Raw genomic sequence first — 15,157 nt, forward strand, 5'->3', positions numbered from 1 at the left:
ATACGCCAGAGTCGTTATTTGATTCGGCCTGATACTTTGCTACATTCTTAATGTTGTCTGGCGCATTTGCCATGGCATAACCAAAGCCGGCGTACTGTAACATTTCAATATCATTGCCACCATCGCCAAAAGTGACGACTTGTTGATCAGTTACATCCCACATTTTTTGGAGTAGTTTAATGCCATTGGCTTTATGAATGCCGGGTATTATAAGGTCTACAGAACCATGTCCACTTGATACCGGGGTCACTATATCTGCGAGTTCTCGCTCGATAAATTTCATAAAGTCTACCAGTTTCTCATTGGGTAAACTTATCGCAAATTTGAATGCAGACTCTGTTACTTGATCGAAGTTATCGATAATTTTAAGGCGATGGTAGTATTTACTCATTGTAGTGTAGAAATAATTATCTGAAGAACTCAACATGTAAGCGCCATTTTTGCCACAAACAATGACATCAAGATAGGGTATTGGTAGTAATGTTTTTAGCACTTTATTACAATCTTCATCAGAGATTGAACCGCAGAAAATTTCAGTATTCTTGTTACTGACATAAGCCCCATTTTCAGCAACAAAAGCGATTTCATTGGCAATCTCAGGGAGGAATGAAATTAGCTGATAATATTGATTACCACTGGCAACAACAAATTTTATTCCATTTTCTTTTAGTTGTGAATATTGTGTACTAAACCGTTCCCTATCAAAACTCATCTGATCATTGAGAAAGGTTCCATCCATATCAACAGCAATGATTTTAATGCTCATACAATTTCCCTCTTTAACATTTTAATATCTTGGTTTGATAGAGAATATCTCGGCATAGTATACCTAAAAAAAAGCTAGCATAATTTTGCTAGCAGGTAAAATTACCATACTCAGTCACACTTTTATCTTCAAAAAACAGGTTGACCCACTATCCACCGGCTTTATTTATGGGTAGAGAAATGTTTAGTCACTGGAATATTTCAGTTTGAATGCCCCAACTGCTATGACAATAAATGTCACAGCAACCACTGTGAATGCAGTGTAGAGGTCAGTTATATGTGCAATAAAACCGATCAGTGCCGGCCCCCCTAAAATACCGAAATAACCCAGCGTTGCGACCATGGCTACCGACATGTTCACGGGCATTACACTTTCCTGGCCAGCCAGCGTGATAAGTACCGGAACAATATTAGCTGCACCTATTCCTACCAATGCAAAGCCAAATAACGTAAATTTCCAGTCAGGTATTATGACGGCAATGGCATAGCCGGTCATGGCGATGATACTGCTAAAAACCAGTACATGCTTACGCCCCAAAATACTGACAACTTTATCACCAGTGAAACGCATTACAGACATGGCGCCACCGAAAATAGCAAACCCCCAACCGGCATGTGCTATGTCAAGGCCACGGTCATTAGTTAGAAATACGCCACTCCAATCTAATACTGCACCTTCCGCCATAAAACAAATCATGCACATAAGTGCCATTAATATGAGCCTGAAGTTTGGGCGTGGTTTTATTTTTAGCTGTTGATTAGGTTCCTTATGATCGCCAAAAGGGATTAATTCCTTGAAAACGACTGAGGTAATTATAGCCATTATCACGACGGCAATCAGCGTTACGGGGAGGGGCATTAAGCCAAGAGTAAATAATATTGCACCGCCGCCAGCACCCGCAATTGAACCAATGCTGAATAAACAGTGGAAACCTGACATCAGTGGTTTATCCGAGGATTGTTCAACCAGAGAGCCTTGGACATTAACCGCAACGTCTACTAAACCAATGCCTGCGCCAAAAAAGAACAGACATAGTGCCATCAAAGGGAACTGATCAATAATTGCCAATGTGGGCAGGAAAACAGCGCTAACCACGATACCTAATAGTATTATGCTTCTACAGCCGAAGCGGCCAATCAGTTTGCCAGAGAATAGCATTGCCAGTAGGGAGCCTGTTCCCAAGCAAAGTAATAACATCCCCAAAGAGCCTGCATCAAAATGAAGTCTATTCTGTGCATAGGGCACCAACGATGCCCAAAGGCCCATAGCAAATCCAGCGACAAAGAAGATAGAGCGCGTAGATGTGCGTGTAGCCGGTGTATCCAGAGGGTAGTCGACGACATGGCTAGACATTTAAGCACCTTTCTCTGGCAAGTGGCAGCGAGCAAGTAATAAGTATAAGCCACTTTATAAAAGACTTGTATTAAGTTGTGAAATATACAGTGGGTACCTGGCTTGTCAAGAACATTTTTGCCTATCAAGGTGGTTTACCGACTAGAGAAAAGGGCATACGGCGGTTAGGATAGCCTGAAGGTGGGAGAGGGGACTCTGGAAAAATTTTCTCATCATAGATACCGCTGAATACTAGATCTCAAATACTCGAAAATTATTATAGGCATCAAGAGTGTATTCTGATATTCCATTGTGATAATCGTATTTAATGTTGTCGCGATAGACAAAATGGGGTATGTGTTTGCAATCAAATTTTTTGAGTAATTGAGCAGATAATTCTGCAATACAATTTTGACTGATATGCTCTCCTGAGATGGCTATGGTTACAGGGTTAATCATGGCGATCAACGATGAAGTAATATAAATAAGTCGTTGTTGCACCAGTTCATGGTGAGAATTTATATTAGTCCCTAGATTGTCATAAAATGGCAGTTTCGACACTTCACCTGCAAATTGACTTGCACCACGTAGCATTTTACCTGAAATAACAATGCCACAGCCGGCACAATGTCTTGGTGGCATAAAAATATAGGCGATAGGTTCATTTATATTACGGCAGTGATTACGATAAAAACCAAATGCGGTATAATTCATGTCATTCCCCACCTGAACAAAAATACCGAATCGGTTACTTAATAATTCAGTGATTGCCAATCCCTCCAGGCGGGTAATATCGCAAGTAAGTATTTTCCCATCCACAATAACACCGGGCAATCCTAGCCCTATTGCTTTGATATTATTGTATTTATCTGAAAATTCTTGAATTTGCGCGAGCAACATATCTTCAGTTAAATCAGAATATATTTTATCGTACTCAACAATGATTTTGCCATCTGCAGACCTTAGGGATGACGATATAACGCCGAAGGTATCGCTCCCTTCAATATAAATACTTAATATGCTAAAGTAATTTGAGTTATATATATAGCGCTTTGCTGGCCGGCCACCACGTGATTCATCAATGGATTCTTCAATGATTTCGCCCTTTGAACATAATTCATTCAAAATGGTGCCACATGTTGCCAAGCTTAATCCAGTTTGAGCAGATATATCTCCTTTGGTTGCGGATGACAGCGATTTTAATGTGCTTGCAACCAACATGATATTTTTTTGTTTCATCTGCCGGGTGGTATTAAGCGGTACAGTGGTCATTTTATTCACCAATGATTTAATTGAAATGAATATAACATGTTCGTATTTATGAAGAAATAATTATCATGGCATTTATCCATATGGTTGTGGTGATTAAACTTTGCTATAACTGAGTACCGTTGTCGAGCTATAACCACCAGTGGTATTTTCTGTTTTCGTGACTCTCGCGTTTCACGATATTGATGCTTTAGAGGCTGCCTTGTAAAGGGACTATTTGATGGAATCGTTACTGACGGATCGTTTGCTATTAATACCTTTACCCCTACAGGATGCTGACCAGATACAGCTAAAATTTCCGGTATGGGAAGTGGTGAAGTATTTAGATGCTTCTGCCGTAACTTCATGAATAAAATCTGTGGTTGGGCGACAAACTCACGTTGATATCGTTTAACATGGCATATATACCGCACAAAGGAGGAGTACAACAATGGAAAATCGCATCACTTTAGCGCGTGTTTACGATGTTCAGCCGCCATATCAAGCCAATACTTTTCTGACTGATCGGCTGTGGCCGCGAGGCATTAGCAAAACCCGCCTGTTAGGGGTGGTATGGTTAAAAGAAGTGGCACCGGAAAATGCATTACGAAAATGGTTTCATCAATGTTTAGATTGGCCAGAGTTTGTGGTGCGTTATCAGGCCCAGCTTGATAGCTCAACGGCCTGGCAACCTTTACTGGACGTACTGAAACAACAGCCAATTACGTTGCTGTATGGCAGTCGCGACACGCAACAGAATCAGGCGGTAGTGTTACGTGATTTTCTGCTTAGCAAGCTATAGTATTTTCTCTTGTAATACCCATACTGCGGCTTCAACCCGCGATTTCAGCTTCATTTTTTTCAACAGATGTTTGACATGAACTTTAACGGTGCTCTCTGCAATCAGCAATTTCCGGGCAATGGTTTTATTCGGTAACCCTTTAGCGATCAGCTTCAATATGTCGCGTTCGCGTGGGGTGAGGGTGTTAATATCGCGCTCATTATCAGACCGATTCTCGCGGAGGTTGATTGCCAGTATCGACATCAATGCATCGCTGAGAACCATTTGTCCTGCTGCTGCATCATACAGTGAGACCAGCAAATCTTCAGGGTCCATATCTTTTAGCAGATAACCATCGGCCCCGCGTTTTAAGGCACTGATGACATCATCCTGATGGTCAGAAACAGTAAACACCACAATTCGCCCGGATAGTGGCTGCTGACGCAATCTATCCAGTGTTTCCAATCCATTCATGCCCGGCATGTTTAAATCCAGCATGATCAAATCAGGATCAAGATTGGTGGCGAGAATAATACCTTGAGCACCGTTGCTGGCCTCACCTGCGATGGATAACCCAGGTGCCATGCTAATTAATTGCTTAATACCGTGCCTTAGCATCGGGTGGTCATCAATCAACAGGATGGTCGCGGCGTCTTGTTCACTCATGAATAGTTCCTGTAGCTGAGAGGGTAAATACCTCGAACGGAAGGGTTGATCGATATTCTTCCTCATCCTTGACTATTACCCCATAACCAATAGGGAGTACCCCCTAATAGTCAGCGGGTGTATTACTCGGTTTCAAGAAAACATTCACATCGGCAACTAAATGAAAAGAGGCTATTTTTTGCCAGAAAACCCACTACCCACAAATGATGTGTGGGTATTGTTAGCTAAAAGTTAACTTCACATCCTCTTGATGTAAATCAACTTTGAAATAGCCTCTGGTGCCTAGGGTGACGTATTACTTCCCGTTTGTGGTCACCCTGACTGAGGTTTTTATGTCGCACTCTCCGACACCATTAACTAACTCATCATCTTCCGCTATCCCGGCAAAATTAGCCGGTGGCCAATCAATACCGCAGTGGTACCCGGAAGATCCACAGTTCTGGCAACAGGTAGGGCATAGTGTCGCCCGGCGAAATTTGTGGATTTCAGTACCGGCATTGTTACTGAGTTTCTGTGTCTGGATGCTGTTTAGTGCGGTTGCAGTGAATCTGAATAAAGTGGGCTTTAACTTCACCACCGATCAACTGTTCATGCTGACAGCATTACCCTCAGTATCGGGGGCACTGTTACGTGTTCCATACTCGTTTGTCATACCGGTCTTTGGTGGTCGTCGCTGGACGGCTATTAGCACACTGTTTCTGGTTATCCCCTGCCTCTGGTTAGGTATCGCGGTACAGGACAGCACCACCCAGTATGGAACATTTGTATTGATTTCATTGTTGTGTGGTTTTGCCGGTGCGAACTTTGCCTCCAGCATGGCTAATATCAGTTTCTTCTTCCCAAAAGCCAGGCAGGGGGGGGCGCTGGGCCTTAATGGGGGATTGGGGAATCTTGGCGTCAGTGTGATGCAACTTATCGCCCCTATGGCTATTTCGGTTGGAGTGTTCAGTGCCTTTATGGGCAGTGGCTATCCACAAGCGGATGGTAGCCAGCTCTGGTTGCAAAACGCAGCCTATATCTGGATTCCCTTTTTGCTGATATTCAGTGTGGCGGCCTGGTTTGGTATGAATGACTTGTCTGCTGCAAAAGCGTCGATTATCCAGCAATTACCGGTCCTGAAACGTGGCCATTTGTGGATTTTGGCGGTGTTATATCTGGCAACTTTTGGTTCATTTATTGGTTTCTCAGCCGGATTTGCCATGTTGGCAAAAACACAATTTCCTGATGTTGTCATCCTGCATTACGCTTTCTTCGGCCCGCTATTGGGCGCACTGGCTCGTCCAATGGGCGGTGCGCTCTCTGATCGCTTTGGCGGCATTCGCGTCACCTTCGTCAATTTTATTCTGATGGCAATATTTGCGGCATTACTCTTCCTCACCTTACCGGGTACCCATGTTAACGGCTCCTTCTTTGCCTTTTTTGGCGTATTCATGCTGCTGTTTCTGACGGCGGGACTAGGCAGTGGATCAACGTTTCAGATGATTGCGGTGATCTTTCGCAAGTTAACTGTCGATCGGGTGACCCTCGCTGGTGGTAGTGATGAACAAGCACAGCACGATGCCGTCAGAGAATCGGCGGCGGCACTGGGTTTCATCTCAGCCATTGGCGCTATCGGCGGTTTCTTTATTCCTAAATCCTTTGGTACGTCGCTGGCCCTGACCGGTTCACCGGCCGGCGCGATGAAGCTATTCGTGGTTTTTTATGTGGTTTGCGTATTGATCACCTGGTTTGTCTACGGGCGCAAGCTTAACGCGGGTATGGCGACCAAAAAACCACGTTGACCGGCACGGTCCAATAAATAAGCAACATTGAGCAATGTTAATCCACTTATAAAAATAAATAGGGCCGTTATGTCCCCAATCAGGAGGTCTCCCGATGAGCAAATTTCTTGACCGATTTCGTTATTTTAAACAACTTGCTGAGCCTTTTGCACAAGGCCATGGCCAGACACTGGACACCAATCGTGATTGGGAAGATGGCTATCGTAGCCGCTGGCAGCATGACAAAGTGGTACGTTCAACTCATGGTGTGAATTGTACGGGTTCATGTAGCTGGAAGATTTATGTCAAAAATGGGTTGGTCACTTGGGAAACCCAGCAAACTGACTACCCGCGTACCCGCCCGGATTTACCTAATCATGAACCCCGTGGTTGCCCACGTGGGGCCAGCTATTCCTGGTATTTGTACAGTGCTAATCGGCTGAAGTACCCGATGATGCGCAAGAATCTGTTGCAATTGTGGCGTGCTGCCAAAGTGCTGCACAGTGATCCGGTGGATGCATGGGCTTCAATTGTTGGCGACAGCGTACAATCAAAGGATTATAAGCAAGCTCGTGGCCGGGGCGGCTTTGTCCGTTCGACCTGGCAGGAAGTGAATGAACTGATTGCCGCCGCTAACGTCTATACCGCCAAACAGTATGGGCCGGATCGGATTATCGGTTTTTCACCGATTCCAGCGATGTCGATGGTTTCCTACGCGGCGGGCGCGCGCTATCTTTCATTGATCGGCGGTGTTTGCCTCAGTTTCTATGACTGGTATTGCGATTTGCCTCCGGCATCACCGATGACCTGGGGTGAGCAAACTGACGTGCCAGAATCCGCTGACTGGTACAACTCATCCTATATTATTGCCTGGGGTTCCAATGTTCCGCAGACCCGCACACCCGATGCCCACTTCTTTACCGAAGTCCGTTACAAAGGGACCAAGACTGTTGCGGTGACGCCGGATTATGCAGAGGTCGCTAAACTGTGTGACCAATGGCTGAATCCGAAACAAGGAACAGACAGTGCCATGGCCATGGCAATGGGGCATGTGATCCTCAATGAATTCCATCTACAACGACAAAGCAGCTACTTTGTTGAATACATGCGTCAGTACACTGACATGCCGATGCTGGTATTACTTGAACCTCGTCATAGCGGCGATTATGCCGCCGGGCGGTTACTGCGCGCCGCCGATCTGGTGGATAATCTGGGAGAGGAGAATAACCCGGAATGGAAGACCATTGCCATTGACGGTAACAGCGGGCAGTTGGTAGCGCCGCAAGGGTCTATCGGTTATCGCTGGGGTGAAAAGGGTAAATGGAACCTTGAGCAGCGCGAGGGCAAAACGCAGCAGGAAGTCTCATTACAACTCAGTTTATTGGGTCAACATGATGCTATTGTTAATGTCGGATTCCCCTACTTTGGTGGCGAAATCAGTGAGAATTTTCAAAGTGTTGCGCTAGAGGAAATACTGCAACACAAGTTGCCGGTAAAACGGTTGCCATTAGCCGATGGCAGTGAAGCACTGGTGACCAGTGTTTATGATCTGATGATGGCAAATTATGGCCTGGATCGGGGGTTGGCTGATGACAACTGCGCCAGCAGTTATGACGATATAAAAGCTTACACCCCTGCCTGGGCTGAAAAAATTACTGGCGTTGCACGTCAGGATATTATCCGTATTGCGCGTGAATTTGCGGATAATGCCGAGAAAACCCATGGCCGTTCGATGATTATCGTCGGGGCCGGTATTAATCACTGGTATCACATGGATATGACCTACCGTGCACTGATTAATATGCTGATTTTCTGCGGCTGTGTCGGACAAAGTGGCGGCGGTTGGGCGCACTATGTGGGGCAGGAAAAACTGCGACCACAAACCGGCTGGTTACCTTTGGCATTTGGCCTCGATTGGCAACGTCCACCGCGCCATATGAACAGTACGTCATTTTTCTATAATCACTCCAGTCAGTGGCGTTATGAGACCGTCAGCACCACCCAATTACTCTCTCCCTTGGCCGACAGTTCGCGCTTTAGCCCAAGTCTGATTGACCTTAATGTGCGCGCCGAACGTATGGGGTGGTTGCCTTCGGCCCCGCAGCTGAATTGCAATCCATTAACCCTTGCCGCCAGCGCACAACAAGCCGGTCAAACACCGGTAGAATATACCGTCGATAGCCTTAAAAACGGGTCACTGAGGTTTGCCGCTGAACAGCCAGATGATCCACAAAACTTCCCGCGAAACTTGTTTGTCTGGCGTTCCAACCTACTGGGTTCTTCCGGCAAAGGGCATGAATATATGCTCAAGTATTTGTTGGGTACGGAAAATGGTATTCAGGGTAAAGATTTGGGCCAGCAAGGTGGAGTGATGCCGGAAGAGGTTGAATGGCAGGAACAGGGAGGCGAAGGTAAGCTGGATTTAGTCGTGACATTGGATTTTCGCATGTCTAGTACGTGTCTCTATTCAGACATCATTTTACCCACCGCAACCTGGTACGAAAAAGACGACATGAATACCTCGGATATGCATCCGTTTATTCACCCGCTGTCTGCGGCGGTGGATCCTGCCTGGGAGTCTAAAAGCGACTGGGATATCTACAAAGATATTGCCGAAACCTTCTCTCGAGTTTGCGTCGGCCATTTAGGTCAGGAAACCGATGTAGTGACCTTACCCATCCAACATGATTCGCCAGCCGAACTGGCACAGCCATATGGTGTAAAGGACTGGAAAAAAGGTGAATGTGAACTGATACCGGGCCAAACCGCGCCGCACATTGTGGTGGTCGAGCGCGATTACCCAGCAACCTATGCTCGCTTTACTGCCTTGGGTCCCCTATTGGATAAATTAGGTAATGGCGGCAAAGGGATTAACTGGAATACCCAGACTGAAATTGATTTCCTCAAAAAACTTAACCATACCCAGCCTGACGGCCCTGCCGCCGGACGACCAAGAATTGATACTGCTATTGATGCCGCAGAGGTAATTTTATCCTTGGCCCCTGAAACCAACGGTCAGGTGGCGGTAAAAGCCTGGCAGGCTTTGGAACAACTTACCGGTCGCCAACATGCTCACTTAGCTCTGAATAAAGAAGATGAAAAAATTCGTTTTCGCGATATTCAGGCGCAACCACGCAAAATCATTTCCAGTCCAATCTGGTCCGGCTTGGAAGATGAGCATGTTTCCTATAATGCTTGTTACACCAACGTTCATGAGTTGATCCCGTGGCGCACCCTTTCAGGCCGGCAACAACTTTATCAGGATCATGAATGGATGCGTGCTTTTGGTGAGAGTTTGCTGTGCTATCGCCCGCCAATAGATACCCGTGCCGCCCAACCTTTGCTTAATAAGAAGCCGAACGGTAACCCAGAGAAAGCACTTAACTTCCTGACCCCCCATCAGAAGTGGGGCATTCACTCAACCTACAGTGACAACCTGTTGATGCTAACACTGTCGAGAGGGGGGCCTATCGTTTGGCTGAGTGAAGATGATGCCCAAGATCTGCTGATAGAAGATAACGACTGGATTGAGGCGTTTAACAGTAATGGCGCATTAACTGCTCGTGCCGTCGTCAGCCAGCGAATTCCGTCAGGCATGACCATGATGTACCACGCACAGGAGCGCATTATTAATATCCCCGGTTCTGAAATTACCGGCCAACGTGGCGGTATTCATAACTCAGTCACCCGTATCAGTCCAAAACCAACCCATATGATTGGCGGATATGCGCAATTAGCCTACGGCTTTAACTACTACGGCACGGTAGGGTCCAATCGCGATGAGTTCGTGGTGGTGCGCAAGATGAATAAGATTGATTGGCTGGATGACGAACAGCAAAACCAGAGCAAAACCGGGGGCAAACTATGAAAATCCGTTCACAAGTCGGCATGGTTCTGAATCTGGACAAATGCATTGGCTGCCATACCTGTTCAGTAACCTGCAAAAATGTTTGGACCAGCCGCGAGGGTATGGAATATGCCTGGTTTAACAACGTTGAAAGCAAACCGGGGCTGGGTTATCCGCACGATTGGGAGAATCAGGATAAATGGAAGGGGGGCTGGATCCGCAAGATTAATGGCAAACTGACTCCCCGTATGGGGAGCCGAGTCGGGGTCCTCGCTAAGATATTTGCTAACCCTGATGTACCAGCATTAGATGATTATTACGAACCCTTCGATTTTGATTACCAGCACTTGCACAACGCACCGGCTGGAAAACATCAGCCGGTGGCTCGCCCACGTTCGCTGATTACCGGTCAACGAATGGAGAAAATCGAGAACGGCCCTAACTGGGAAGAGATTCTGGGCGGCGAGTTTTCTAAGCGATCTAAAGACCAGAACTTCGCCCATATTCAGAAAGAGATGTATGGGCAATTTGAACATACCTTCATGATGTATTTGCCACGTTTATGTGAACACTGCCTTAACCCCGCCTGTGTCGCAACTTGCCCCAGCGGGGCAATTTATAAACGGGCTGAAGACGGTATTGTGCTGATTGATCAGGATAAATGCCGGGGCTGGCGTATGTGTCTGACCGGTTGCCCGTATAAAAAAATCTATTTCAACTGGAAAAGCGGCAAGTCGGAGAAGTGTATTTTCTGCTATCCACGCATTGAGTCCGGTGAACCGACCGTTTGTTCAGAAACCTGTGTGGGGCGTATTCGTTATCTGGGGGTACTACTGTATGACGCGGATGGCATTGAACAAGCCGCTGCTACTACTGATGAGAAAAACCTCTACCAACGGCAAATGGATATTTTCCTCGATCCCCATGATCCGCTGGTGATTGCCGAAGCGCAGAAACAGGGTATTCCCTTAAGTGTCATTGAGGCCGCCCAACGCTCCCCGGTTTACAAAATGGCAGTGGAATGGAAATTGGCACTGCCGTTGCACCCCGAATACCGGACCTTGCCGATGGTATGGTATGTCCCCCCGTTGTCACCGATTCAGTCCGCGGCAGACTCTGGCGCGCTGCCCCACAGCGGCGTGCTACCGGATGTGGAAAGCCTGCGTATCCCGGTTCAGTATTTAGCCAACTTACTGACTGCCGGTGATACTCAACCGGTATTAATGGCACTGAAACGGATGCTGGCAATGCGCCACTATAAACGGGCTGAAACCGTTGAGGGTAAAACTGATCTCAGTGCACTGGAGGCGGTGGGGCTAACAGAGGCGCAAGCGCAAGAGATGTACCGCTATCTGGCGATTGCTAATTATGAAGATCGCTTTGTCATTCCATCCAGCCACCGTGAAATAGCCCGCGACGCTTTCCCGGAAAGTAAGGGGTGCGGCTTCAGTTTCGGCGATGGTTGCCATGGCAGTGACAGCCGTTTCAATTTGTTCAATAGCCGCCGCATTGATGCCGTTGATGTCACACGTAAGACTGACCAGGGGGCCACTCATGATTAGTTTGAGAATCATTTCACGCTTGCTGGAATACCCAGATATTGATCTGTGGCAAAACCGGCAAGAAGTTGTTGAGGCGCTCGACAACGCCGACGAACTCACGACGGAACAGGTTCATCGGCTCAGGCAATTTATCAATACATTATGTCAGAGCGAATTGCTTGAGTGTCAGGCTAGCTATTGCGGCTTATTTGACCGGGGGCGAGCCACCTCATTGTTGCTATTTGAACATGTGCATGGTGAGTCGCGCGATCGTGGTCAGGCCATGGTGGACCTCATGGCACAGTATCAACGTGCGGGGTTAGTGCTTGACTGTAAAGAGTTGCCTGATTTCCTGCCACTTTATCTTGAGTATCTGGCTAACCAGCCCGTGCAGGATATCACCTTGGGTTTGCAGGATATTGCACCCATTTTGGCGCTGCTGGGGGCACGTTTACATCAGCGGGATAGCGACTATGCCCAGTTGTTTGATCTGCTGTTAGTGCTGTCTGGCAGTGCTATCCGCAGTGAAAATCTGGGCGATAAAGTGGCGGGTGAAAGCCGGGATGACACCGCCAAAGCACTGGATGCGGTATGGGAAGAGGAGCAAGTGAAATTCCTCGGCACGCAGGGGTGTGCATCAGCTCAGCAGGGGATGCCCCCCAAACACCTTGCCGATGCCGTACTACCACAATATCTCAGTATTCAGTCCGCCTCAGAGGGCAAAAAAGTCGTTCAGTCCCATGTGGCGACGGACCGTAAAGGAGCCATCTTATGAGCTTTTTGAATAAATTCTTTTTTGATATTTATCCTTACATGGCAATGGTGATTTTCTTTGTGGGTAGTTGGTTGCGTTACGACTATGGGCAATATAGCTGGCGAGCAGGCTCCAGTCAGATGTTAGATAAGAAAGGTGTATGGCTGGCATCTAACTTATTCCACATCGGTATTCTGGGGATATTCTTCGGCCATGTGTTGGGTATGCTGACGCCACATTGGATGTATGAATCGTTCTTACCGATAGAGATAAAACAAAAAATGGCGATGATTGCTGGCGGTGCCTGCGGTCTGATGATGTTAGTCGGTGGTGTCATGCTGCTACACCGCCGCTTGACTAACTCGAGGATCAGAGCAACCAGTACCCGGGTAGATATCCTGATTCTGATATTGCTGGTGGTACAAGTTAGCTTGGGGCTACTGAGTATTCCGTTTTCTGCTCAACATATGGATGGTAGCGAGATGATGAAATTGGTCGGTTGGGCGCAGTCAATTGCGACTTTCCGCACCGGAGCATCGGCCTATCTGACAGATGTAGCCTTGATTTTCAAGTTGCATATTGTCTTGGGATTGACCCTTTTTGTTTTATTCCCATTCTCACGCTTGGTACATATCTGGAGCGTACCCATCGAATATTTAACGCGCCGTTATCAACTGGTGCGTAACCGCCACTAAGCGTGTCGATTCAGCCCGTAGGTCTCTCTATCAACCTACGGGCTAACGATGGGCTTAAACGGTGGAGTTTTGTTCGCGTAACTTAGCCAGAGCCACTTCTGAAGCGTTTATATCTTCCCGCGGGCGCTGTTTGGGCATTGTCTCTACCGGTGCGGCAGCGACCTCAGTGGCGCGCTTACGTAAACTAAACCAACCGGCAACCAATAACACGGCCACCACCGGCAATGTGGCGATAGTCCAGGTCCCATTCGGATAGTCGAAAGCCATCATCACTAAAACACCTGCCAGGAAAAACAGCGTCAGCCAGGATGTAACCGGCGCACCGGGCATTTTAAAGGATACGGGTTTTGCTGTTCCTTGCTTTATTGCCTGACGTAATTTCATCTGACAGATAATGATGAATGCCCATGAGCTGATAATACCCAAAGAGGCAATATTAAGAACGATTTCAAATACCTGTGATGGTACCAGATAGTTAAGTAGCACGCCGAAGACATAGATACCCACGGTAACCAATATGCCGGCGTAGGGAACAGATTGTGGGCTCATTTTGGACATGAATTTAGGTGCTGAGCCACCCATGGATAATGAGCGCAGAATGCGACCTGTCGAGTAAAGGCCAGAGTTCAAACTGGAAAGTGCGGCAGAAAGTACCACGATATTCATGATGGTCCCAATATAGGGGACGCCTAAGTTACTAAAGAAGGTGACAAAAGGGCTTTGGCCGGCCTGATAGGCATTCCATGGCAGCAGACACACCAGTAGCACCACCGAACCGACGTAAAATAGGGCAATCCGCCAAATCACACTATTAATTGCCTTTGGCAGCATCTTTTCCGGGTCTTTACATTCCCCGGCTGCCGTACCAATCAATTCAATACCGGCAAAGGCGAATATCACCCCTTGAACCAATATCAACGCGGGTAACAACCCGTGGGGGAACAATCCGCCATTATCGGTTATCAGGTGTATACCGGTGGGATGCCCGGCAACACTTTGCCCTGTGCCGAGGAAGATAGCACCCACGACCAGAAAGATAGCAATGGCTGCGACTTTGATCAGTGCAAACCAAAATTCCATTTCAGCAAACCATTTAACGCCAATCATATTCATGGTGGCAACAATTGAGAGCGCACCCAGTGCAAATAGCCACTGCGGAACATCAGAGAATGTCCCCCAATAGTGCATATAAAGGGCCACCGCAGTGATATCGACAATCCCGGTCATAGCCCAATTAAGGAAATACATCCATCCGGCAACATAGGATGCTTTCTCACCGAGGAATTCGCGGGCGTAAGAAACAAAGCTGCCACTGGTTGGGCGGTGCATGACTAATTCACCAAGTGCTCTGAGAATAAAAAACGAGAAAATCCCACACACCAGATACACTAAGGCCAGTGCGGGGCCAGCCATTTGCAAGCGGGCACCGGTGCCTAAAAATAACCCCGTACCAATAGAGCCACCGATAGCGATCATCTGTATATGACGTCGGCCCATACTTTTGTGGTAGCCAGTATCATGAGAGTCTAGCCAGCGTTTTTTGGCGGCGTGATGGGTCTTTGCAGTGTGTTTTCCTGACATCATAGCTTTCCCTATTTTCCTGTCTGTCGTGCAATCATCGTGAATGTATTACAGCAACTGATTGCTAAAGGTTAATGCATAAATAGCGTCTTAGCGCCTTCGATTATTATGGTTTCTATTGCTGCCACTGGATTCTGGGAGGGCATGCTATCGTTTCTAACGTGATGTGGCAAAAAAATATTCACT

General features: G+C 47.1%; 12 protein-coding genes. 7 read left to right on the forward strand and 5 right to left on the reverse strand.

The window, feature by feature from the left end; translation table 11 throughout:
• From V2A85_RS16345 to V2A85_RS16355, 3 genes are all read right to left on the reverse strand, one after another.
• A partial coding sequence (locus V2A85_RS16345) for a Cof-type HAD-IIB family hydrolase (RefSeq protein ID WP_420071850.1) occupies nucleotides 1-766 on the reverse strand: 766 nt, incomplete at its 3' end.
• Nucleotides 767-949: 183 nt separating this feature from the next.
• Nucleotides 950-2,119, reverse strand: coding sequence for an MFS transporter (locus V2A85_RS16350; RefSeq protein WP_420071851.1), 1,170 nt, complete (start codon nucleotides 2,117-2,119; stop codon nucleotides 950-952).
• A gap of 231 nt (nucleotides 2,120-2,350) precedes the next feature.
• The gene (locus V2A85_RS16355) at nucleotides 2,351-3,370 is read right to left on the reverse strand and encodes an ROK family protein (protein WP_420071852.1); all 1,020 of its coding nucleotides are present in this window, start codon (nucleotides 3,368-3,370) and stop codon (nucleotides 2,351-2,353) included.
• 217 nt (nucleotides 3,371-3,587) lie between these two features.
• Here V2A85_RS16355 and V2A85_RS16360 point away from each other — a divergent pair, with 217 nt between their 5' ends.
• Entirely contained in the window at nucleotides 3,588-3,716 is a 129-nt protein-coding gene (locus V2A85_RS16360) for a hypothetical protein (RefSeq protein ID WP_420071853.1), read from the forward strand.
• A gap of 81 nt (nucleotides 3,717-3,797) precedes the next feature.
• Nucleotides 3,798-4,148, forward strand: a complete 351-nt coding sequence (locus tag V2A85_RS16365) for a DUF488 domain-containing protein (RefSeq protein WP_372558818.1) — start codon at nucleotides 3,798-3,800, stop codon at nucleotides 4,146-4,148.
• On the opposite strand, the gene narL is transcribed toward V2A85_RS16365, so the two are convergent.
• Nucleotides 4,143-4,793: a two-component system response regulator NarL gene (gene narL / locus V2A85_RS16370; RefSeq protein ID WP_042569642.1), complete on the reverse strand. Its 651-nt coding sequence runs from the start codon at nucleotides 4,791-4,793 to the stop codon at nucleotides 4,143-4,145. The genes V2A85_RS16365 and narL overlap by 6 nt on opposite strands.
• A 332-nt stretch (nucleotides 4,794-5,125) precedes the next feature.
• Here narL and V2A85_RS16375 point away from each other — a divergent pair, with 332 nt between their 5' ends.
• From V2A85_RS16375 to narI, 5 genes are all read left to right on the forward strand, one after another.
• A complete protein-coding gene (locus tag V2A85_RS16375; protein WP_420071855.1) occupies nucleotides 5,126-6,574 on the forward strand; it encodes a NarK family nitrate/nitrite MFS transporter in 1,449 nt (482 codons plus the stop codon).
• A gap of 94 nt (nucleotides 6,575-6,668) precedes the next feature.
• Nucleotides 6,669-10,421, forward strand: a complete 3,753-nt coding sequence (locus V2A85_RS16380) for a nitrate reductase subunit alpha (protein WP_372558819.1) — start codon at nucleotides 6,669-6,671, stop codon at nucleotides 10,419-10,421.
• Nucleotides 10,418-11,962: a nitrate reductase subunit beta gene (gene narH / locus V2A85_RS16385; RefSeq protein ID WP_372558820.1), complete on the forward strand. Its 1,545-nt coding sequence runs from the start codon at nucleotides 10,418-10,420 to the stop codon at nucleotides 11,960-11,962. The genes V2A85_RS16380 and narH overlap by 4 nt, the downstream gene beginning before the upstream one ends.
• Nucleotides 11,955-12,716 carry a nitrate reductase molybdenum cofactor assembly chaperone gene (gene narJ / locus V2A85_RS16390; protein WP_372558821.1) on the forward strand — a complete coding sequence of 254 codons (762 nt, stop codon included), beginning with the start codon at nucleotides 11,955-11,957 and terminating at the stop codon, nucleotides 12,714-12,716. Before narH ends, narJ begins: the two co-directional genes overlap by 8 nt.
• Nucleotides 12,713-13,390, forward strand: a complete 678-nt coding sequence (narI, locus tag V2A85_RS16395; RefSeq protein WP_372558822.1) for a respiratory nitrate reductase subunit gamma — start codon at nucleotides 12,713-12,715, stop codon at nucleotides 13,388-13,390. The genes narJ and narI overlap by 4 nt, the downstream gene beginning before the upstream one ends.
• A gap of 54 nt (nucleotides 13,391-13,444) precedes the next feature.
• Here the strand turns inward: narI and ansP are convergent, their stop codons facing one another.
• Nucleotides 13,445-14,974 carry an L-asparagine permease gene (ansP, locus tag V2A85_RS16400; RefSeq protein ID WP_420071854.1) on the reverse strand — a complete coding sequence of 510 codons (1,530 nt, stop codon included), beginning with the start codon at nucleotides 14,972-14,974 and terminating at the stop codon, nucleotides 13,445-13,447.
• Nucleotides 14,975-15,157: the final 183 nt, after the last annotated feature.

Origin of the sequence: Yersinia sp. 1252 StPb PI (assembly GCF_048593885.1) — a bacterium.
Taxonomy (GTDB): Bacteria; Pseudomonadota; Gammaproteobacteria; order Enterobacterales; family Enterobacteriaceae; genus Yersinia; species Yersinia enterocolitica_E.